Origin of the sequence: Streptomyces anulatus, from assembly GCF_000721175.1 — a bacterium.
In the GTDB taxonomy this organism is placed as follows: Bacteria; Actinomycetota; Actinomycetes; order Streptomycetales; family Streptomycetaceae; genus Streptomyces; species Streptomyces anulatus_C.
This window is the reverse complement of sequence record NZ_JOEZ01000039.1, coordinates 1-19,847: the sequence shown is the minus strand read 5'-3', so window position 1 is coordinate 19,847 and position 19,847 is coordinate 1. Positions and strand designations below refer to the sequence as shown.

Here is a 19,847-nt window from a genome sequence, read left to right as displayed (position 1 = left end):
GACGCCGGTCAGAACGGGAAGACCGAGCGGCCGTGCTGGATCGACATCCACTTCTGCGTGGTGAACGCCTCCACCACGGCCTCGCCGTTCAGCCGTCCCACCCCGGACGTCTTCTCCCCGCCGAACGCGACCAGCGGATCGTCCTGCACGGTGGAGTCGTTGACGTGGAACATCCCGCTGACGATGCGCTGCGCGAACTTCACCCCCCGCTCCGCGTCCCGGGTGTGCACCGCGCCGCTGAGTCCGTACGGGCCCTCGTTGACGATCCGCGCGGCCTCCTCCTCGCCGTCGAACGTCATCAGCAGGGCCACCGGGCCGAGGATCTCCTGGGTCAGCAGCGGGGAGTCGTCCGCGAGGCCGGTGAGGACGGTCGGACCGACGACGTTGCCGACGGTCCGGCCCCGCACGAGCGCCGTCGCGCCGTCCGCGACCGCCCGGTCGACGAGGGCGTCCAGCGCGTCGGCCTGGAAGGCGTTGATGACGGGCCCGATCCGGGTCTCCGGGTCCCTCGGGTCGCCGGCCTTGAGGGCGGCCACCTCGGCGGTGAACCGCTCGGTGAACTCCGCCGCCACCGACCGGTCCACCAGGATCCGGTTGGCCGCCATGCTGACCTGCCCCTGGTGCAGGAAACGGCTGAAGACGGCCGCCCGGACCGCGTAGTCGACGTCGGCGTCCTCCAGGACCACCAGGGCGCTGTTGCCGCTCAGTTCGAGGATGGTCCGCTTGAAGGCGCCCGCCGCGGTGGCGGCGATGTGCCGGCCGACCCGGTCGGAGCCGGTGAACGAGATCACCTTGGGCACGGGGTGCTCGATGAACGCGTCGCCGATCTCGGCGCTGTCGGTGATGACGACGTTGAGCAGTCCGGCGGGCAGCCCGGCGTCCTCGAATATCTTCGCTATCAGTCCGCCGCCCACGACGGGCGCGTTCTGATGAGGTTTCACGACGACCGCGTTGCCGAGCGCCAGGGCGGGAGCGACGGACTTCATCGTCACCAGGAAAGGGAAGTTGAAGGCGCTGATGACGCCCACGACGCCGACGGGCAGCCGGTAGAGCCGGTTCTCCCGGCCGTCGCCCACGGCGGGCAGCAGCCGCCCGGTGGGCCGCAGCGCCTGGCGGATCGCCTCGCGCAGGAACTCCGTCGCACCGCGGACCTCGTACTGCGCGCGCAGCCGGGTGCCGCCCAGTTCGTCGATGACCGCCTCGACGATCTCCTCGGCGCGCTCGCCGGTGATGCGTAGCGCGTGTTCGAGGACGGCACGCCGCTCGTACGGATTGACACCGGCCCACTCCTGCTGCGCCCGCTCGGCGGCCCGGTAGGCCCGGTCGACCTCCAGCGCGGTGGCCACGGTGACGGCGGCGAGTTTCTCACCGTTGTAGGGATTGAAATCGATGATGTCCCACGAGCCGCTGCCGGTCAGCCACTCGCCGTCGATGTACTGGTGGGCCAGTTCATGGAAGAAGGACATGCAATCCCTTACTGCAGGCGTTCGCAGACTCCTGATGCGACGTCATCGTACTGAGAAATTACGTCAGTTGGAGTAGACCGCGCAGAAGATCCCGGCTCTCTTCCGGCGCGGGGCTGTCCTGGGCGAGGCCCGCCATGGCCTTTTCGTACTGCGCGACTTCCTCGGGCTTGTCCAGATAGAGCGCGCTCGTCAGCTGCTCCAGATAGACAATGTCCGACAGGTCGGATTCCGGGAAACGCAGCATCGTGAATGAGCCGCTCTCGCCCGCATGTCCGCCGTGGCTGAAGGGCATGACCTGAAGCGTGATGTTCGACTGCTCCGACATATCGATCAGATGCCGCAACTGGGCACGCATGACGTCGCGTTCGCCGTACGGACGACGCAGCGCCGCCTCGTCGAGAACGGCGTGGAACTTCGGGGCACGCTCCGAGACGAGCGCCTTCTGACGCTCCAGGCGCAGGGCCACCCGGCGGTCGATCTCGGCGGGCGATGCGCCTCGCATCCCGCGCGAGACGACGGCGTGGGCGTACGCCTCGGTCTGCAACAGCCCGTGCACGAACTGGACTTCGTAGATACGAATAAGGGAGGCCGCGCCCTCCAGACCGATGTACGTCTGGAACCAGCCGGGCAGCACGTCTCCGTAACTGTGCCACCATCCCGCCACATTGGCCTCGCGGGCCAGGCCGAGGAGTGAGTCCCGCTCCGCCTCGTCCGCGACTCCGTAGAGCGTGAGCAGGTCCTCGACATCCCTGGCCTTGAAGCTCACCCGTCCCAACTCCATGCGGCTGATCTTCGATTCGGAGGCCCGGATCGAGTAGCCGGCCGCCTCACGGGTGATACCGCGCGACTCCCGCAGTCTCCTGAGCTGAGAGCCCAGGAGGATGCGCCGCACCACCGATCCACTCGACTCGCCTGCCGACACTGGTCCGACCCTCCCCATCGCCTACCTGGCACCGGAGCCCCCCGGAACCCCGAGTGCCGGATTCTGCCACCAAAACGCTTCAGCCCGTACTCATTCGATTACGGAAATGGGAAGACGTCCAGAAAGCTCCGAAACTGACCTCAGGAAGAAATGCCCCAGAACCACCACGGTATCGGGCAGGTCCGGCGCGTGCACGTGCATCTGCCCTTGCATCTGCCCTGCGCATTCGGAACCATGGTCCTCGCGCACCTGCGTGCTCGTGTTGTGCCGCTGTACCCCCCGCAGTACCGCTACAGGCAGTGCCGCTACAGCCGCGAATCCCGGGAGTGCCTCGTATGGGGACGAATGGATCGACGATGCTCGAGCCGTTACGGCAGGGGCTTCCCCCCACCGACCCCTCAGGGGTTGCCGGATCGGCGTCCTGCGCTCTGCCCGCACGCTACGAAGCGGTCGGCGGGGCACGGAAGTTCACCCGGACCACGCTGGAGCGATGGGAGCTGGGCGACCGTTTCGACGATGTCGCACTGGTGGTGTCCGAACTCGTCACCAACGCCCTGCGCCACGCGCTGCCCGGCGATCCGCCCCGGGAGTTCCAGGACCCGCCGGTGCGACTGCACCTGATGCGCTGGACCTCGCGGCTGGTGTGCGCGGTGCGCGATCCCGGCCGGGAGAGCCCGGTGGCGGGCCAGGCCGCGGATTCGGCCGAATCCGGCCGTGGACTGTTCCTGGTGGAATGCGTCAGCGACAGCTGGGGCTGGCACCCCTCCCCCGTACCGCTCGGGGAACTGCCTTCGGGTCCGCTGTACGGCAAGGTGGTCTGGGCCCTTTTCCGGCTGCCGGAGAACGCGAAGTCGCTTTCGTAGGACCCCGGTCCGGCCCGTCACGGGCCGGGCCGGCGTCAGTGCGCCGGTGGCCTGGGCGAATCAGGCGCCGGCGGCCAGGTGGTCGAACTCGCCGTCCTTGACGCCCAGCAGCAGCGCCTCGATCTCCGCGGGCGTGTAGACGAGGGCGGGCCCGTCGGGGTGACGGGAGTTCCGCATCGCCACATTCCCTCCGGGCAGCCGCGCGAACTCCACGCAGGATCCCTGGGAGTTACTGTGCCTGCTCTTCTGCCAGACGACTCCGCGAAGCTCTGCGGCCGCCATGCCGTTGTACACGTGGTGCACAGGACGCTCCCCGAGTTGCAAGGTGCAAGTGTCAACTAGCTCGGATCATAGCTCTGTTCATATGCCAATGCATGAGCAGATGCACGTGCACGCCGGGTGTTCCTTTGATTACAGGCTTATCCGCCCCGGCCTCGGCCTCCCGGAAGAGAGACGAACGGCACGCCTATTTCGCTCCCGCTCAACAGAGTTGATCCGTACGGACCTTGGTAACGTGGCGCGGTCTTTCGACCGGAAAACCGCAAGGGGGAACTCCACGTGACCAGGTCTCTACGCACCGGCGCCGTCATGGCCGCCGCTCTCGCCGCCTCGCTGGCGCTCACCGCGTGCGGCGGCGATGACGCGGGCAAGGATTCCGGCGCGGACTCCACGGCGAGCGCGAACCCCGGTGGCGGCGGTGACAACGGCTCCGGGGAGTCCGCCGGCAGCGGCGGCACGGACGCCGCCGCGCTGGAGGGCACCTGGGTGGGGCTGACGGACGGAAAGAACGTCACCGCGTCCATCACCGCCCGCAAGGTCGCCCTCGTCGCCGACCAGTCCGTGTGCCAGGGCGATGTGAAGGACATGGGCGGCGAGCCGATGCTCGCGCTGAAGTGCACCGGCGGCTCCACCGACCGAGCGATGGGCGCGATCGAATCCGTCGACGGCACGAAGCTGGTCGTCTCGTGGGACGGCGGCATCAAGGACACCCTCACCAAGGCCGACCCGGGCAAGCTGCCGAGCGGCATGCCCTCGCTCCCCGGCCTCCCGGACCTGCCGGAGGTGCCCGCTCCGTAGGGAACGTCGCTGCCGGAGGCCGCGCGCTCAGCTGTCGGCGAGCGTGCTGCTGACCCGGGTGGAGCCGCCGCGCTCGTCCAGGGCACGGGTGAACTCCTCCAGCGCGTCCAGGAGCAGCGCCGCGCCCCGGCGCACGACCGGGTCGCCGACCGGACTCGTACCGTCCTCCGTCGGCGTGGGCATGTCCCAGTGGGCCACCGCGTCCACCACCGCCTGCCAGTCCGGCAGCCGCCGCTCCCGTACCGCCTTGGCGCCCTTCTCGGTGGCCCGGCGCAACGCCTCGGCCAACTGGGCCGCGCCGGGCACCGGATCGGCCGACCGGGCCGGAAGATGGGCCTCCAGGACCATCGCGGACCGGCCCAGCTGGGCCAGCGCGTGCTGGGCGTCGGTGGCGGCGGCCCGGGAGATGCCCCGGTGGCGTACGGGTTCGTGCTGGGCGGTCGCCAGCGCCTCCTGCCACGCCACACGGGCCTCCCGGGTGGCGATCAGCGCGTCCCGGACGTCCTCGGCGTCCCGGTCGGCGGGGTTCGCGTACCGGTCGACGACCGTGGCCGCGTACCGCCCGTCCGCCACCAGCCACTCGGCCAGCCGGTTGCGCAGCCGCGGGGTCTCCCAGGCCGGGTAGACGGCGTACGAGATCATCGCGAGGAGTCCGCCGACGAGCGTCAGCACGATGCGTTCCGTGACGGTCTGGGACCAGTCGTCGCCGGCCATGCCGAGCAGGAAGACGACGTACGCGGCGACGCAGACCTGGCCGACCGCGTAGCCGGTGCGCATCAGCAGGTACATCAGCCCGGCGCAGATCACCGCGAGGAGCGCGGAGAGCCGGGCGTCGGGATGCGCGGTCTGCACGACGGCGGTGGCGAGCCCGACACCGACCAGGGTGCCGCCGAAGCGGCCCGCGGCGCGGGCGTACGTCTGCGAGAACTCGGGACGCATCACCATGACGGCGGTCATCGGCGCCCAGTAGCCGTGGCCGAGCGGCACGGCCTCGCCCACGAAGTAGCCGCAGACGGCGACCACCGCGACCCGGATGGCGTGGCGCATGATCGGCGAGCCGTGGTGCAGCTCGCGGCGCATCGAGGCCAGCACCACCGGGATCAGCTTCAGCAGGGTGGGCCGGTGCCGGGTGTCCGGGGCGAGGCCGGAGGGGACCCCGCTGTCGGTCCCGGTGCCCTCCGCGATCTCCAGGACGTCGTCGAGCAGGGCCGCGAGCCGGTCGGCGGCGCGACGGGCGGGCCCGACGAGGATCACGTCGTTGTCGGGGGTCTTCAGGACGCCCAGGTCGGTGGCGGAGAGGTGGACGGACTCGCCGTGCCGGACGGCCCGCGCGGCGGCGTCCAGGACCGATCCGGCCGCGCCGAGCAGCTCGTTCACCCAGAGCCGCTCCAGACCGTCGCCCGGCACCCCCATCGCCGGGTCCGCGAGCGAGGCGAGCACCGGGCGCAGCCGCTCGGCGACCCCCCGGGCCCCGTGCAGTTCGGCGGGGCGGCGGCGGGCCTCCCGCGGGGTGACGGCGGCGGCGCTGCGGGCGGTCATCAGGGGCAGCGGGTCGAAGGGGGCGACCGGGTCGTACCGCAGCCGCCGGGCGTAGTCGGCCTCGGCGGCGAGCGCGTCGGCGAGGGCGTCGCGCTGCGCGCCCCATCTGCGGACCGGGAGGAGGACGATGAGCGCCGCCTGCACCAGGCCGCCGGCGGCGATCATCCCCGCGTGGACGGCGGCGTCCACGACCGAGGTGGGCAGGGTGATCGTCACCAGCATGATCGCGACGTTGGACGAGGCGATGATGCCGCCCGTGGGGCCCGCTGCCCAGGCGAGGCCGGCGAGGAAGGTCCACGCCCCGAGCAGGCAGAGGAAGAGCACGACGTGCGCGCCGCTGACGTAGCCGACGAACGTCGAGAGGGCGAGGCTCACGCCGGAGACCAGGGCGAGGACCGGGCGGGGCCGCCAACTGCGCTGGAAGGTGGCGATGGCCGCCGAGAACGCGCCGAACGCGGAACTCGCCGCGATCTCCGGCCCGAACAGCACCAGGCTGGTGCCGACGACGAGGGCGAGGCCGGCCGCACCGCGGAAGGCGATGAGGGGTTCCAGTCTCTGCCGCTCGATCTCCAGCCCCGAGCGGGCGGTCTCCTTCAGCGCCCGGAGCCAGCTCATGGGCCGAGCCTAACCGCAAATCCGGACAAGCCGGGCTTCGCCGGTCGGCCTTACGCCATGATTTCGCCGTCGGGTCCCTGGGGTGCGCCGCTGCCCATGCGGGCCCGGTCGGCGGCCTCGGTGCCGTGCGTCCAGCCGTCCAGGTCACTGACGCCGCGGACCCGGGTGGTCGTGGTCCTCGGGAACATCCGCCCGGCGGTGTCGGTGACCGCGACGTCGCGGGCGGCGAGGACGGGAAGCAGCCCGGCGCCCTGATCCGTATCGGATTCGGCCGCCGCCGTGACCCGCTCGGCGCCGTCGGCGAGCCGGCGGCCGAGCCGCTGGGCGTACCCCATCAGGAACGCCTGCCGGAAGGTCTTGGTCCGCTTGCGCCCCCCGGCACGCTGCCCGGCCTCCGCCCGGGTCATCGCGGCCGTCCCCTGGACGAGCAGGGAGGTGAACAGCAGCTCGACGGCCTCCAGGTCCGGCTCGAAGCCGACGACCGTCGTGAAGCCGAGGTCGTCGTTCCACACGGCCTGGCAGCGGTTCGCCGAGGCGACCGCGTCGAGCAGGATCGCCTTGGCGCTCTCGTACGGGGGCTCCACCCCGATCCGGCAGGCGCCGGGCGTCTCGCGGCTCCGGCTCCGGGCGGCGAGGAGGGCTTCGTCGATGCTGTGCCGGGCCATCAGCTCCTGCGCCTTCGTGGTCAGCGCCTCGGCCTCCTCCGGGAAGCCGGTCGCCTCCGCCTTCGCCAGCAGCGCCCGGATCCGGGTGAGCATGCGGGGCTCGTCGGCGGCGGGCGCGCGGTGCAGGTGGTCGGCGGCGGTGCCGGGCGGCGGTCCCACGGGCTCGATGGCGGGCAGCCGCAGCAGCAGCCGGTACAGCTCCAGCAGGTCGGCGGCGTAGCTGAACCGGTCGGGACGGTTGCGGGGAACGGGCGGCGGAAGCTCGGCGAGCTGCTGCCGCCAGCGGGGCGGGAGCTGTGCGTACCGGGCGGTCTCGGCGGCGATCAGGGTCGCGGCCAGCGCCGCCCGCCGCTCGTCCAGCTCACGGCGGACGAACCTGATCAGGTCGGCGGGGTGCCAGCCCCGGTCCCAGGCCCGGCGCACGAACTCCTCGCCGCGCCGGTGCGCCTCCGCGTCGGCGTCCGGGGCGGCGGCGAGCAGGGACGCGCCGGTGTCCAGGGCCGCGTCGCCCTCCGCGTAGAGGGCCGCCGCGCACGCCCGGTCGATCACCGATTCCATCCGGCCAAGGGTAGGCGGCCGCACGGACAGGCCGGTCCCCGCCGTCTTCCTACGGCAGCAGCACCAGCTTGCCCCGGACGTGGCCCCCCTCGCTCAGGGCGTGGGCGCTCGCGGCGTCGGCCAGCGGGAAGACCTGGGCGATCTCCACGCGCAGCTCACCGGACTCCGCGAGGCGGGCGTTCTCCGCGAGGCGGTCGGCCGAGGGGGCGCCGCCGGAGGAGAAGGCGACGCCCAGCTCGGCGGCGTCCCCGTCCGCGATGGTGACGATCCGGTCGGTCGTGCCGCCGCGCAGCTCGATGGAGGCGGGCAGCGCGCCGCGCCCCGACGCGTCGAACACCGCGTCCACGCCCTCCGGGGCCAGCTCCCGCACCCGCTCGACGAGCCCGTCCCCGTACGCCGCCGGGACCGCGCCCAGCACCCGCAGAAAGTCGTGGTTGGCCGGGGACGCGGTGCCGATGACGGTCGCGCCGCGGGCCGCCGCGAGCTGCACGGCGACGGAGCCGACGCCACCGCCCGCCCCGTGCAGGAGCAGCGTCTCGCCCTCGGCCACCGCGAGTTCGTCCAGGACCCGGGAGGCGGTGTCGGTCGCGACGGGCAGCGCGGCGCCCTCCTCCCAGGACAGCCCTTCCGGCTTACGCGCGAGGGAGGCGGCCTCGGCCAGCGCCTCGGTGGCGTAGGAGCCGGTGGCGCTCCAGCCGAGAACCTCGTCGCCGGGGGCGAACGCGGTGACGCCCGCCCCCGTCTCCTGGACCACCCCGGCGAACTCGGTGCCGGGCGTGGCGGGCAGCGGGGTGGGGAAGGCGCCCTCCATCCAGCCGTTCCTGATCTTGTGGTCGATCGGGTTGACCCCGGCCGCCCGCACGGCGACCCGGACCTGGCCGGGGCCGGGGCGCGGCTGGTCCAGCCGGGCCAGGTGCAGGACGCCGGGGCCACCGAACTCCTCGTACACGATCGCTTCCATGGGGTGATCATCACGGCTGCGCGGACGGGCGGCCAGTCGGCGCCCGCTTCCGGGGCGCTGTCAGTGGCGGGTGCCAGACTCGCACCCATGACCGAACGGTGGGCGGTGGCGGCTGCGGACGGGGGCGGGGCGCTGCTCGCGCCGCTGGCCCGGGACGGCACGCCCACCGGTCCCGTCGTCGCCGAGCCCGACCTCGTCGAGGCGGTCCGCTCCCGGCCCGATGTGGTGCGCTGGGTGTGGCGGTCGACCGCCGGGATCTACCCCCGGCTGCTGGCCGCCGGGGTCCGGGTCGAGCGGTGCTACGACATCGAGTGCGCCGAACTGCTGCTGCTCGGGCACGCCGGGCGGCTCGGCGAGCCCCGGTCGGCGGCCGCCGCGCTGGCCCGGCTGGACAACGCGCCGGTGCCGCCGGACCCGCCCGCCCGGTCCGCCGAACCGGGCGCGCAGTCCTCCCTCTTCGAGCCGTCGTCGGGCCCCGGGGTGCCCTTCGAGGGGCTGCTGCGGGTCTACGCGGACCAGGTGCGCCGCCACGACGCGGCGGAGCACCCGGACCGGATGCGTCTGCTGACCGCGTCGGAGTCGGCGGGGATGCTCGTGGCCGCCGAGATGCACCGGGCCGGGCTGCCCTGGCGGGCCGACGTCCACCGGGAGCTGCTGACCGGACTGCTGGGCGAGCGGTACGCGGGCGGCGGCGAGCCCCGCAGGCTCGCGGAGCTGGCGGACGAGGTGTCGGCGGCGTTCGGCAGAAGGGTCCGCCCGGACCTGCCCGCCGATGTGGTGAAGGCGTTCGCGCAGGCGGGGATCCCGGTGAAGTCGACCCGGCGTTGGGAGCTGGAGGAGCTGGACCATCCGGCGGTCGAGCCGCTGATCGCGTACAAGAAGCTGTACCGGATCTGGACGGCGCACGGCTGGTCCTGGCTCCAGGACTGGGTGCGCGAGGGCCGTTTCCGCCCGGAGTACCAGCCGGGCGGCACGGTCAGCGGCCGCTGGACGACCAACGGCGGCGGGGCCCTCCAGATCCCCAAGGTGATACGGCAGGCCGTCGTCGCCGACGAGGGGTGGCGCCTCGTCGTCGCGGACGCCGACCAGATGGAGCCCCGGGTGCTGGCGGCGATCTCCCGCGACCGGGGTCTGATGGAGGTGGCCGGCCACGACGGCGACCTCTACAAGGCCCTGTCCGACCGGGCGTTCCAGGGTGACCGCGAGCACGCCAAGCTGGCGCTGCTCGGTGCGGTCTACGGCCAGACGTCCGGCGACGGCCTGAAGAACCTGGCCGCCCTGCGCCGCCGTTTCCCGCTGGCCGTCGCCTATGTCGACGACGCGGCGCGGGCCGGCGAGGAGGGGCGCGTGGTGCGGACCTGGCTGGGCCGGACCAGCCCGCCGGTCGCGTCGGCGGGCCAGGACGAGGAGGCGGGCATCCCCCAGGAAGGACCCGAGGGCCCCGGGGCCGCGTCCGACGGCGGTACGGCGCGGGCCCGGGGGCGCTTCACCCGTAACTTCGTGGTGCAGGGCAGTGCGGCCGACTGGGCGCTGCTGCTCCTGGCCGGGCTGCGCCGGACGCTCTTCGAGCAGGGGCTGCGGGCGCAGTTGGTGTTCTTCCAGCACGATGAGGTGATCGTGCACTGCCCGGCCGGGGAGAGTGCCGCCGTCGTCGAGGCGATCCGCGCGGCCGGCGAGCTGGCCGGGCGGACCGCCTTCGGGGAGACGCCGGTGCGGTTCCCCTTCACGACGGCGGTGGTGGAGCGGTATGCGGACGCGAAGTGACCGGCGGGCCCGGCGGGCCTGGCGCACGGCCGGGAGGGCCACCGTCGTCGACGACGACCCGGGGCGAACTCGTCCCCGCCGTCCGTCTTCTCGCCCGCGGAAAGGCCCTCGGGCAGCAGCCCGCTTTCCCCGGCCGGGCACGGAGGAGCGCCCCGTTCACGCGCCGGACGGCGTGAACGGGGCGCGGGCGGTGGTGCGCGCTCGCTGTCTCTGTCGTCTACCCGCGTTCCCACAACGCGGGGACGTTGGGCGGCTCCCAGCCGGACATGGCCTGGTGCGCCTGCAGACAGCGGTAGGCGACCCCGCCGTAGGTCACGCGGTCGCCCGCGCGGTAGGAGGTGCCGGCGGCCCAGCTGGTCCCCGGCTCGGTCGGTGGGTCGGTGGGCGGATCGGTCGGGCCGGGCGTCTGGGCGACGTCCAGGACGAAGTCGAAGGTGCCCTGGCGCCCGTTCCCGACGCTGCGGACGTTCATCAGCAGCTCCGGGTCGAACAGGGCGTCGGTGTTGTTGCGCGGCTCGTTCGGGAAGTACAGCTGGGTGGTGAGGATGCGGCCGCCGGGTGCCTGCGCCTTCACGTGGATGTGCCGCGTACGGCCCGGGTAGAGGCCCGCCACGATGGTGGTGAGGCTGAACGACCCGTCCGTCCCGGTGAACTGGTGCCCCCGGAAGGCGAACCGGGCCATGTCGTAGGACCCGTTGGTGTCGGCCTGCCAGAAGTCGAGCAGCGCCCCGGAGATCGGCCGGCAGGCCCGGCCGAAGACGTAGCCGCTCACGGTGAGCGGTACGCCGGGGGTGCCCGGGGTCACCAGGCTGGTGCGGCGCGGCGAGTTGGGCTTGAAGTACGGCCCCTCCATCTGCGGGGGCGTCGTGTCGTCGCCGTCGTCGCACTCCGGGGTGGGGGCCAGCGGCCCGCTCCCGGTGGAGGCGGCGTCCCGCGCGAGTGCGACGCCCCCTCCGGCGAGCAGGGGTGCCGCGCCCGCGACGAACGCGGCCTTCAGGAGGCTCTTGCGGCTGAGACCTTCGCGGCTGGTCCGCCGCCGGTCGCCCGACGCCTCGTCGGACGCGTTCGGGTCATGGGGGGTCGCGTTGTCCATGTGTGGGGTCATGACGGTTTCCTCGGAGTCCTCGGTGCGGGGAGGCGGAGAGGTTCAGGAGGTTCGGTGACGCCGGGCCGGCCGCGGCGGACGTACGGGTGCCGGGTGGTGACACCCGTACGGGCCGGGGCGGTCAGATCCGCTGCCAGAGCGCCGGGACGGCCGCGGGGGTCCAGCCGGCCTGGGCCGTGTGTCCCTGGAGGCAGCGGTAGGTCGCTCCGCCGTACGTCACCGTGGCTCCGGCGGCGTAGGTCGTGCCGGCCGCCCAGGTGCCGCCCGGCGGGTCGGTGGGCGGGTCGGTGGGCGGGTCCGTCGGCCCGCCACTGGTGACCAGGGTCAGCCCGTACGCCTGGAGCAGCGGGTTGAGCGGCTGGAAGTACGTCGTACCGCCGGACGAGCAGTTGCCCGAGCCGCCAGAGGTGACGCCCTGCGCCTGGTTGCCGGAGATGTACGAGCCGCCGGAGTCGCCCGGTTCGGCGCAGACGCTGGTGCGGGTCACGCCGGAGATGGTGCCCTCCGGGTAGGTGACGCTGGTGTTGAGCTGCTGGATGGTGCCGCAGTGCCAGCCCGTGGTGGAGCCGGAGCGGCAGACCGAGGCGCCGACGACGGCCGAGGTGGAGCCGGCGACGGTGACGTCGCCCCGCCCGTAGCCGTTCACCAGCGGACGCGGCGTCCAGTTGGCGTTGGTGGCGACCCAGGCGTAGTCGCGGCCGGGGAAGGTCGAGCCCTGGAAGGTGCCCTGGGCCTGCTGGTTGACGCCGGTGGTCGTCGTGCCGACCCGTCCGCAGTGGCCCGCCGTGGCGAAGCCGTTCTGGGTGCCGCGCTTGACGGAGAAGCCGATGGAGCAGCGGCCGGAGCCGTTCATGTAGTACGCGTCGCCGCCCCGCAGGTCCGCGAGGGCGCGGGGCCGCTCGGCGGACCGGGCGACGGTGACGAGCCCGCTGTCGACCCCGGCCGCCTTGACGAACGCCTGTCCGGCCGTGGTGCTCGCGGCGTTCACGACGACCCGGTTGGCCTCGACGTCGACGTACCAGACGGGCACGTCCTTCGGCGTTCTGCGCAGCGCGGCCTTGTCGAGGGCCTCCGTGACCCCTTCGAGCCGGTCCAGGCTGTGGCCGACGACCTCGGCCTTCGCCCCGGCCCCGGTGATCCGGGCGGTCTGGGAGGCGTCGGTGGTGGCGACGGTCAGGACCGCCTTCGCACCGCTGACCCGGGCTCCGGCGAAGCTGGCGCCGAGGGACTTCTCCAGCCCGGCGGCGACGGCGGCGGCACGGTACTCGTTGGCTATCCGGCTGCGGGCGTCGTCCGCCTCCAGGCCGAGGTCGCGCTCCATGGCGGCCAGCAGTCCGGGTGACAGGCTGTCGGCGGAGACCGGTGGGGCGGTGGTGCCCGCGGGGCCGGCGGACGCCACGCCGGTGAGCCCGGCGAGGGCGAGCGCACCCACGGCCACCGTGGCGGTGCCGGCGACGAGGGCGCGTCTGCGGAGCGTGGTTCTCTCCACGTAACTCTCCTTGGTTCAGGGGATGTCCGGATCCGGCGGGGGTTGGTCCGGACCAGGGAATTGCCGAAACCGTAGCGGCGGTGACACCCCGCGCAGGAGATCCCGTTCGCCCCCTCCCTCCGCGTTATGGGGCGAAGCCGGAAGCCGTCTCCCTTTCGGCGGGGGGCCCGGGTAGGTTCGCCCTCATGCACACAGGGCAACTTCTGGGCTCGGGACGCACCGCCGACGTGTACGCGCTCGACGGCTCCTGGGTCCTTCGCCGTTACCGGGACCGCGCCGACACCACGCGGGAGCTGGCCGTGATGTCGTACGTCGGCGCCTTCGGGTTCCCGGTGCCGCGCATCGGTCCGCCCGCCGAGGGGGCCCGCCCCACGGACCTGGTGCTCCAGCGGCTGTCCGGCCCGACCCTGGCCGAGGCCCTGCCCGCGGGGCGGCTGGGGGCGGCCGAGGCGGGCGCGCTCCTCGCCGGTCTGCTGCGCGAGCTCCACGCCATACCGCCCCGGGTCTCGGCGAACCCGGAGGACTGCGTGCTCCACCTGGACCTGCGTCCGGAGAACGTGATCCTGACGCAGGGCGGCGCGGTGGTGATCGACTGGTCCACCGCGACGGAGGGGCCGCCCGGCCTCGACCGGGCGATGTCGGCGCTGGCCCTGGCCCGGATCGCGCTCGACCCGGCGTCCCCGGCCGGGGCGGACGTGCGGCCGCTGCTGGCGGCGCTGCTCACGGAACTCTCCGACGACGGCGGGGTGTCGGCCGCCGATCTGGCCCTGGCCCGCACCCGCCAGCGGGCGAACCCCCGTCTGACCGACCACGAACGGGGCTGCCTGGACCGGGCGGTGGACCTGGTGATCAGCTGCGCCCGGTAGCTTCGAGCCCCTCCGGCGACCGAGGAGCGGGGGCCCGGGGGCGGGGTTCCCGGCAGGCTGCGCTCAGCGCCGGCCGCGCTTCGCGTCGCGCACGCGCCGCAGCCGGTTCACCGTGACCGGGTCCTCGCGCAGCGCCCGCTCGTCCTCGATCAGCGCGTTCAGCAACTGGTAGTAGCGGACCGGCGAGATGCCGAGCTCCTCGCGGATCGCCCGTTCCTTCGCTCCGGGCCCCGCCCAGGACCGCCGCTCCAGGGTCAGCAGTGCCCGGTCCCTCACGGACAGCCCGGGGGACGGCACGGGGGCCGGGGCGGGTTCGTCGGCGGCGACCGGGGCGGCGGGGTCGGGGGCGGACGGGTCGGGGGCGGACGGGTCGGGGGCGGTCATATCAACCAACCTAATGCCCACCCCCGACACCGCATCCGCGGCCCGCGGCAGCTACTCGGCGGCCTCCGCCTGGGTCGCCTCGGCGGCTATCCCTCCGAGGATGCTCTCGGGGTTGCTGCCCGGCGCGACCGCGCTGCCGATGTTCTTCTTGATCGCGTCGCTGACCGTGGCCCAGGACGTCTTGCCGAACGGGGGCAGGGTCGAGTTGGGCAGCGCGGCCAGGAACTCGTGCAGCTTCTTGTGCTTCTTGTCGGTCTCCATCGCGGCGGACGCGCTGCCGGTCACCGGGAGCAGGGCGTACTCCTCGGCGAACTCCAGCACGTTCTCGTCGGTGTAGGCGTAGTCGAAGAACTTGCCGATCTCCTGACGGTGGCCGTTCTCCTTGAATCCCATCATCCAGTCGGCGACGCCCATGGAGCCCTTGGTCGGGCCGTCGAAGCCGGGCAGCGGCACCATGCCGACCTTGACGCCCTCGGCCTCGGCCTCGTCCATCAGGGTGGGGTGACCGTTGAGCATGCCGACCTTGCCCGCGGCGAACGCCTCGAACGCCTTCGCCCGGTCCAGCTTGCCGGGCTCGACCGGGCCGGTGAGGCCCTTGCCGACGAGGTTGTCCCGCAGCCAGCGGAACGTGGCGACGTTCTCGGCCGAGTCGATGTCGTACGCCCCGACGTCGTCCGTGTAGCCGCCGCCACCGCTGAGCAGCCACATCATGGTCTCGGCCTGGGCCTCCTCCTGGCCGAGCGGCAGGGCGAAGGGGTAGTCGACGCCCTTCGCCTTGAGCGCGGTGGCGTCGTTCCGGATGTCGTCCCAGGTCTCGGGGGCGTCCAGGCCCGCCTGGTCGAAGAGCTTCTGGTTGTAGAAGAGCAGCCGGGTGCTGGCGACGAAGGGCAGCCCGTACAGGGTGCCGTTGACCTTGCCCGCGTCGGTGAGCGACGGGAGGAAGTTCGCCGCGGTGCGGATCGCGAGCGTCTCGTCGGCGGTGTAGAGCTTGCCCTGCTTGGCGTAGTCCGCGTACGCGCCGATCTGGGCGATGTCCGGGGCGTTGCCGGCCTTGACCATCGCGGCGACCTCACGGTCGACGTCCTTCCAGGAGAGGACGGTGACGTCGACCTTGATGCCGGGGTGCTCCTTCTCGAAGCCCGAAGCGACCCCGCTCCAGTACTTCTCGGAGCTGTTCTCCGGGCCGGTGCCGTAGTCGGCGGCCACCAGCTTGAGCGTGACTTCGCCCGAGCCGGTGTCACCTCCGCAACCGGACAACGTTGCCGTCATTCCCAGCGCGGCCACCACCGCGGTCAGACCCAAAAAGCGCCGCTGCACAGCCTCGCCCATCCTCGTCGATCGCCTGCTCACGGACGGCGCGCACGGCGTCGGCCGGCGGCCTCTGCTCGGCCGCGGCTGTGCCGCCCTGTCCTGGACACCGTCCGGATGAACTGCGATTTTCCCCCATTGCCGACGCGAAGGTCTACACCACCGGCGTATCGCTTCGGCAACGTATACGGGCCCTGGAGGCCACAACTGGCTTGCCGGTACTGGCAGTCGGAGGCCTCGAACCGTATCTTGGTCCAGACCTTTGGGCCGGATTCCCCCGATCTGGACTTCCCATCAGCGACTTTCCGGCAGATAAAGACCCGCCTTCACTCGTTCATCATTTTGTATGGGTGCGCAACAAACCGCGCTAGTGGACTAGACCTATTGGGGGTCGGCGGGCGAAACTGTCTCCCGTGAGACATGTCATCGCCCTCGATGTGGGCGGCACCGGAATGAAGGCCGCACTGGTCGGGACCGACGGCACCCTCCTCCACGAGGCGCGGCGGGCCACCGGCCGGGAGCGCGGCGCCGACGCGGTCGTCGAGTCGATCCTCGCGTTCGCGGCAGAACTGCGCGCCCACGGCGAGGAGCACCTCGGCGAGAGCGCCGTCGCCGCCGGGGTCGCCGTGCCCGGCATCGTCGACGCCGAGAAGGGCATCGCGGTGTACGCCGCGAACCTGGGCTGGCGCGACGTACCGCTGCGCGCCCTGCTGGGGACACGCCTCGGCGTCCCCGTCGCCCTCGGCCACGACGTCCGCACCGGCGGGCTCGCCGAAGGCCGGATCGGGGCCGGGCGCGGCACGGACCGCTTCCTGTTCGTCCCGCTGGGCACCGGGATCGCCGGGGCCATCGGCATCGCGGGCGCGATCGAGGCGGGCGCCCACGGGGACGCGGGCGAGATCGGCCACATCGTGGTCCGCCCGGACGGCCCCGGCTGCAGCTGCGGCCAGCGCGGCTGTCTGGAGACGCTGGCGTCCGCCGCCGCGGTGACCCGGGCCTGGGCCGCCGCCTCCGGGGACCCCGGGGCGGACGCCGCGGACTGCGCGAAGGCCGTCGAGTCGGGCGACCCGGCGGCGGTCCGGGTCTGGCAGGACGCGATCGACGCGCTCGCCGCCGGCCTCGTCACCGCGCTCACCCTCCTCGACCCCGGCACGCTCATCATCGGTGGCGGTCTCGCCGAAGCCGGGGAAACCTTGTTCACACCACTGCGTGCGGCCGTCGAGGAACGCGTCACGTTCCAGAAGCTGCCCCACATCGTCCCGGCGGCCCTCGGGGACACCGCCGGATGCCTGGGCGCGGGGCTGCTCGCCTGGGATCTACTCTCCACGGAGGTTTCCGCCTGATGGCCGGACGCGCAGCAGACAGCACCGTTCTCGCCGGCGCCCGGGTGGTGCTCCCCACCGGCACCGTCGAGGACGGCCGGGTGACCGTCGAGGGCACCCGGATCTCCGGTTCCGCACCGGAGGGCGCCCGGACCATCGACCTCGCGGGCCACTGGGTGGTCCCCGGCTTCGTGGACATGCACAGCCACGGCGGCGGCGGGGCCTCCTTCACCTCCGGCACCGTGGAGGAGGTCCTCACCGGCATCCGTACGCACCGCGAGCACGGCACCACCACGATGGTCGCCTCCACGGTCACCGGCGAGATGGACTTCCTCGCCCGGCGCGCGGGCGTCCTGTCCGAGCTGGTCGAGCAGGGCGACCTGGCCGGGATCCACTTCGAGGGCCCCTTCATCTCGCCGTGCCGCAAGGGCGCCCACAGCGAGGAGCTGCTGCGCGACCCGGACCCGGCCGAGGTCCGCAAGCTGCTGGACGCGGCGCGCGGCGCCGCCCGGATGTTCACCCTCGCCACCGAGCTGCCCGGCGGCATCGACTCCGTACGGCTGCTCGCCGAGCACGGGGTCATCGCCGCGATCGGCCACACGGACGCGACGTACGAGCAGACCGTCGAGGCGATCGACGCGGGCGCGACCGTCGCCACGCACCTGTTCAACGCGATGCCGCCGCTCGCCCACCGCGAGCCCGGCCCGATCGCCGCCCTCCTGGAGGACGACCGGATCACCGTCGAGCTGATCAACGACGGCACGCATCTGCACCCGGCCGTCCTGGAGCTGGCCTACCGTCACAAGGGCGCGGGCCGCGTCGCGCTGATCACCGACGCGATGGACGCCGCCGGCTTCGGCGACGGGGAGTACCAGCTCGGCCCGCTCGCGGTCGAGGTCACCGACGGGGTGGCACGGCTGGTGGAGGGCGGCTCGATCGCCGGCTCCACGCTCACCCTGGACACCGCGTTCCGCCGGGCCGTGACCCTCGACGGGATCCCCGTCGAGGACGTCGTCCGGTCCATCTCCGCCAACCCCGCCCGGCTGCTCGGCGTCCACGACCGGGTCGGCTCGCTCGAGCCGGGCAAGGACGCCGACCTGGTGGTCCTCGACGAGGACTTCGTCCTCAAGGGCGTCATGCGCCGGGGCGAGTGGATCATCGAGCCGAAGACGGCCTGAGGCCGGCCGGCGGGCCGCGCGACGCACGTAACGAAGAGATGGCGGCCGGCCCCCGGGACTGGGCCGACCGCCACCGCTTTGACATGATCATCAAAATCGCGTGGCGTCCCCGGACGCGCGCACCACTGGGGCCGCACACCGAGGGAGGGACCGCAGAAGTGATCCTGACCGTCACTCTGAACACCGCGCTCGACGTGACGTACACCGTCGACGCGCTCGTCCCGCACGGCAGCCACCGGGTCGGCGAGGTCACCGAACGCCCCGGCGGCAAGGGCCTCAACGTCGCCCGCGTCCTCGGCGCCCTGGGCCACGGATGCGTGGTCACCGGCTTCGTCGGCGGGGCCACCGGAGGCGTCCTGCGCGATCTCCTCGCCCCGCTCCCGCCGCGCGACGCCCTCGTGCCCGTGGCCGGGAACACCCGCCGCACCCTGGCGATCACCGACCGCTCGACCGGCGACACCACCCAGCTCAACGAGCCCGGACCCCAGGTGAGCCCCGCCGAATGGAACGCCTTCCTGCGGACGTACGAGGAACTGGTCGCCGGGGCCGACGCGGTCGCGCTCTGCGGCTCCCTGCCGCCCGGCATCCATGTCGGGGCCTACGCGGAGCTGGTCCGGATCGCCCGCGCCGCCACCGTGCCCGTCCTCCTCGACACCAGTGGCGAACCGCTGCGCCGGGGCATCGCCGCCCGCCCCGACCTGGTCAAGCCGAACGCGGAGGAGCTGGCCCAGCTGACCGGCTCCCGCGAACCGCTGCGCGCCGCGGGCGACGCCCGCCGGCGCGGGGCCCACGCCGTGATCGCGTCGCTCGGCCCGGAGGGCGTGCTCGCCGTCACCCCGGACGGCGTCTGGCGGGCCGCCCCGCCCGCACCCGTGCGCGGCAACCCGACCGGCGCCGGCGACTCCGCGGTGGCCGGACTGCTCTCCGCCCTGGCCGAGGGCCTCGCCTGGCCGGAGCGCCTCGCCCGCGCGGTGGCCCTGTCGACGGCGACCGTGCTGGCCCCGACGGCCGGCGAGTTCGACGCGGCGGCCTACGCGGAGCTGCTGCCGCGTGTCACGGTGGAGCCGCACACACCGACGCCCTGACCGCCCAGACAATACCAACATCGTGCCCACTCATAAACGAAGGTCTCCGACCTCGGGGAATCATCAGTAGCAGATGCCGAAAATGTCGAAGCGTTTCGGGCACCACAAATCAGCCAAGGTCGAGTATCACGTAGAATATCGATTCTCGCGTGATAACCTCTCGCCATGATCATCAGGAAGAAAACTTTCAAGGCCGCTGGAATCGCCGCGGTCACTCTGGGCGTAACTCTGCAGATGACAGGTTCCGCGCAAGCCGTACCCCTCAGCGCCTCCTGCGCCACTATTGGCGCCTCCGCCAAGGTAAACACCAACCGGGATGGCGCGGACGACCGAGTCGACTTCGTCATGTACTTCTCCGACGACAAGGCTGACGGCCACCACGCAAGGGCGCGCCTCGTCACGAAGGACGCCAGCGGCACGATCAAGAGGTGGAAGTGGCAGAAGGACACCAACGGGGCGAACAACGGAACAATTAAGTACACGTCGTACGCCATCAACCCATCTGGCATATTCTTCGTTGGCGTCGAGGCAGCCGTATTCGAAGGCGAGAAGAAGCTGAATTCCTGCACGGCCTGGGGCGCCTAGTACTCCAGTGCGGTTTCGTGATCTATCCGGTGAGTTGGTCAGTTGACCGTTGTCGGTAGTGGCTGCGGCGGGCTGTTGCTTGGTGGCGTCGGCGC

18 protein-coding genes are annotated in these 19,847 nt (G+C 72.6%); 8 read left to right on the top strand and 10 right to left on the bottom strand.

Annotated features, from left to right (window positions below; translation table 11 throughout):
• Positions 1-8: 8 nt before the first annotated feature.
• Together IG90_RS0133140 and IG90_RS0133135 are read right to left on the bottom strand one after the other, a co-directional pair.
• A complete protein-coding gene (locus IG90_RS0133140) occupies positions 9-1,466 on the bottom strand; it encodes an aldehyde dehydrogenase family protein (protein ID WP_030593110.1) in 1,458 nt (485 codons plus the stop codon).
• A 58-nt stretch (positions 1,467-1,524) separates the two neighbouring features.
• Positions 1,525-2,388 carry a helix-turn-helix domain-containing protein gene (locus tag IG90_RS0133135; RefSeq protein ID WP_030593107.1) on the bottom strand — a complete coding sequence of 288 codons (864 nt, stop codon included), beginning with the start codon at positions 2,386-2,388 and terminating at the stop codon, positions 1,525-1,527.
• A 356-nt stretch (positions 2,389-2,744) separates the two neighbouring features.
• Between IG90_RS0133135 and IG90_RS0133130 the strand changes: the two genes are divergently transcribed.
• The gene (locus tag IG90_RS0133130; RefSeq protein WP_030593104.1) at positions 2,745-3,251 is read left to right on the top strand and encodes an ATP-binding protein; all 507 of its coding nucleotides are present in this window, start codon (positions 2,745-2,747) and stop codon (positions 3,249-3,251) included.
• 60 nt (positions 3,252-3,311) lie between these two features.
• Here the strand turns inward: IG90_RS0133130 and IG90_RS0133125 are convergent, their stop codons facing one another.
• A complete protein-coding gene (locus IG90_RS0133125; protein ID WP_030593101.1) occupies positions 3,312-3,554 on the bottom strand; it encodes a DUF397 domain-containing protein in 243 nt (80 codons plus the stop codon).
• Between the two features lie 255 nt (positions 3,555-3,809).
• On the opposite strand from IG90_RS0133125, the gene IG90_RS0133120 reads away from it, so the two are divergent.
• Positions 3,810-4,328, top strand: coding sequence for a hypothetical protein (locus IG90_RS0133120; protein WP_030593096.1), 519 nt, complete (start codon positions 3,810-3,812; stop codon positions 4,326-4,328).
• Between the two features lie 27 nt (positions 4,329-4,355).
• Here the strand turns inward: IG90_RS0133120 and IG90_RS0133115 are convergent, their stop codons facing one another.
• Genes IG90_RS0133115 through IG90_RS0133105 form a run of 3 tightly spaced genes read right to left on the bottom strand, consistent with a single transcriptional unit; the run spans position 4,356 to position 8,666 of the window.
• Entirely contained in the window at positions 4,356-6,482 is a 2,127-nt protein-coding gene (locus tag IG90_RS0133115) for an FUSC family protein (protein WP_030593093.1), read from the bottom strand.
• A gap of 50 nt (positions 6,483-6,532) precedes the next feature.
• Complete coding sequence (locus IG90_RS0133110) at positions 6,533-7,705, bottom strand: DUF2786 domain-containing protein (protein ID WP_030593090.1); 1,173 nt, start codon at positions 7,703-7,705, stop codon at positions 6,533-6,535.
• Positions 7,706-7,754: 49 nt separating this feature from the next.
• Complete coding sequence (locus IG90_RS0133105; RefSeq protein ID WP_030593087.1) at positions 7,755-8,666, bottom strand: NADP-dependent oxidoreductase; 912 nt, start codon at positions 8,664-8,666, stop codon at positions 7,755-7,757.
• An 87-nt stretch (positions 8,667-8,753) separates the two neighbouring features.
• Here IG90_RS0133105 and IG90_RS0133100 point away from each other — a divergent pair, with 87 nt between their 5' ends.
• Entirely contained in the window at positions 8,754-10,430 is a 1,677-nt protein-coding gene (locus IG90_RS0133100; protein ID WP_030593084.1) for a bifunctional 3'-5' exonuclease/DNA polymerase, read from the top strand.
• Between the two features lie 217 nt (positions 10,431-10,647).
• Here the strand turns inward: IG90_RS0133100 and IG90_RS0133095 are convergent, their stop codons facing one another.
• Positions 10,648-11,523, bottom strand: a complete 876-nt coding sequence (locus IG90_RS0133095; protein WP_030593081.1) for a carbohydrate-binding protein — start codon at positions 11,521-11,523, stop codon at positions 10,648-10,650.
• 133 nt (positions 11,524-11,656) lie between these two features.
• Complete coding sequence (locus IG90_RS0133090; RefSeq protein ID WP_030593078.1) at positions 11,657-13,024, bottom strand: alpha-lytic protease prodomain-containing protein; 1,368 nt, start codon at positions 13,022-13,024, stop codon at positions 11,657-11,659.
• Between the two features lie 185 nt (positions 13,025-13,209).
• Between IG90_RS0133090 and IG90_RS0133085 the strand changes: the two genes are divergently transcribed.
• Positions 13,210-13,890: a phosphotransferase gene (locus IG90_RS0133085; protein ID WP_030593075.1), complete on the top strand. Its 681-nt coding sequence runs from the start codon at positions 13,210-13,212 to the stop codon at positions 13,888-13,890.
• A 63-nt stretch (positions 13,891-13,953) separates the two neighbouring features.
• Here the strand turns inward: IG90_RS0133085 and IG90_RS0133080 are convergent, their stop codons facing one another.
• A complete protein-coding gene (locus IG90_RS0133080) occupies positions 13,954-14,274 on the bottom strand; it encodes a DUF3263 domain-containing protein (protein ID WP_030593072.1) in 321 nt (106 codons plus the stop codon).
• 51 nt (positions 14,275-14,325) lie between these two features.
• A complete protein-coding gene (locus tag IG90_RS0133075; RefSeq protein WP_030593069.1) occupies positions 14,326-15,603 on the bottom strand; it encodes an ABC transporter substrate-binding protein in 1,278 nt (425 codons plus the stop codon).
• Positions 15,604-16,034: 431 nt separating this feature from the next.
• Here IG90_RS0133075 and IG90_RS0133070 point away from each other — a divergent pair, with 431 nt between their 5' ends.
• From IG90_RS0133070 to IG90_RS40925, 4 genes are all read left to right on the top strand, one after another.
• A complete protein-coding gene (locus IG90_RS0133070; protein WP_233436153.1) occupies positions 16,035-16,925 on the top strand; it encodes an ROK family protein in 891 nt (296 codons plus the stop codon).
• Positions 16,925-18,082 (top strand): N-acetylglucosamine-6-phosphate deacetylase, encoded by a 1,158-nt coding sequence (gene nagA / locus IG90_RS0133065; protein WP_030593064.1) that lies wholly within the window; start codon positions 16,925-16,927, stop codon positions 18,080-18,082. The genes IG90_RS0133070 and nagA overlap by 1 nt, the downstream gene beginning before the upstream one ends.
• Positions 18,083-18,240: 158 nt before the next feature.
• On the top strand, positions 18,241-19,167 hold the full coding sequence (locus tag IG90_RS0133060; protein ID WP_030593060.1) for a 1-phosphofructokinase family hexose kinase: 927 nt from the start codon (positions 18,241-18,243) through the stop codon (positions 19,165-19,167).
• Between the two features lie 165 nt (positions 19,168-19,332).
• A complete protein-coding gene (locus tag IG90_RS40925; RefSeq protein WP_051860364.1) occupies positions 19,333-19,752 on the top strand; it encodes a hypothetical protein in 420 nt (139 codons plus the stop codon).
• Positions 19,753-19,847: the final 95 nt, after the last annotated feature.

What these genes read in the sequence shown, in the direction of transcription:
- IG90_RS0133095 (WP_030593081.1), bottom strand. Translation starts at nt 11,523, where the DNA reads ATGGACAACGCGACCCCCCATGACCCGAACGCGTCCGACGAGGCGTCG.
- IG90_RS0133130 (WP_030593104.1), top strand. Translation starts at nt 2,745, where the DNA reads ATGCTCGAGCCGTTACGGCAGGGGCTTCCCCCCACCGACCCCTCAGGG.
- IG90_RS0133105 (WP_030593087.1), bottom strand. Translation starts at nt 8,666, where the DNA reads ATGGAAGCGATCGTGTACGAGGAGTTCGGTGGCCCCGGCGTCCTGCAC.
- IG90_RS0133110 (WP_030593090.1), bottom strand. Translation starts at nt 7,705, where the DNA reads ATGGAATCGGTGATCGACCGGGCGTGCGCGGCGGCCCTCTACGCGGAG.
- IG90_RS0133140 (WP_030593110.1), bottom strand. Translation starts at nt 1,466, where the DNA reads ATGTCCTTCTTCCATGAACTGGCCCACCAGTACATCGACGGCGAGTGG.
- IG90_RS0133100 (WP_030593084.1), top strand. Translation starts at nt 8,754, where the DNA reads ATGACCGAACGGTGGGCGGTGGCGGCTGCGGACGGGGGCGGGGCGCTG.
- IG90_RS0133080 (WP_030593072.1), bottom strand. Translation starts at nt 14,274, where the DNA reads ATGACCGCCCCCGACCCGTCCGCCCCCGACCCGTCCGCCCCCGACCCC.
- IG90_RS0133070 (WP_233436153.1), top strand. Translation starts at nt 16,035, where the DNA reads ATGAAGGCCGCACTGGTCGGGACCGACGGCACCCTCCTCCACGAGGCG.
- nagA (WP_030593064.1), top strand. Translation starts at nt 16,925, where the DNA reads ATGGCCGGACGCGCAGCAGACAGCACCGTTCTCGCCGGCGCCCGGGTG.
- IG90_RS0133115 (WP_030593093.1), bottom strand. Translation starts at nt 6,482, where the DNA reads ATGAGCTGGCTCCGGGCGCTGAAGGAGACCGCCCGCTCGGGGCTGGAG.
- IG90_RS40925 (WP_051860364.1), top strand. Translation starts at nt 19,333, where the DNA reads ATGATCATCAGGAAGAAAACTTTCAAGGCCGCTGGAATCGCCGCGGTC.
- IG90_RS0133075 (WP_030593069.1), bottom strand. Translation starts at nt 15,603, where the DNA reads ATGGGCGAGGCTGTGCAGCGGCGCTTTTTGGGTCTGACCGCGGTGGTG.
- IG90_RS0133085 (WP_030593075.1), top strand. Translation starts at nt 13,210, where the DNA reads ATGCACACAGGGCAACTTCTGGGCTCGGGACGCACCGCCGACGTGTAC.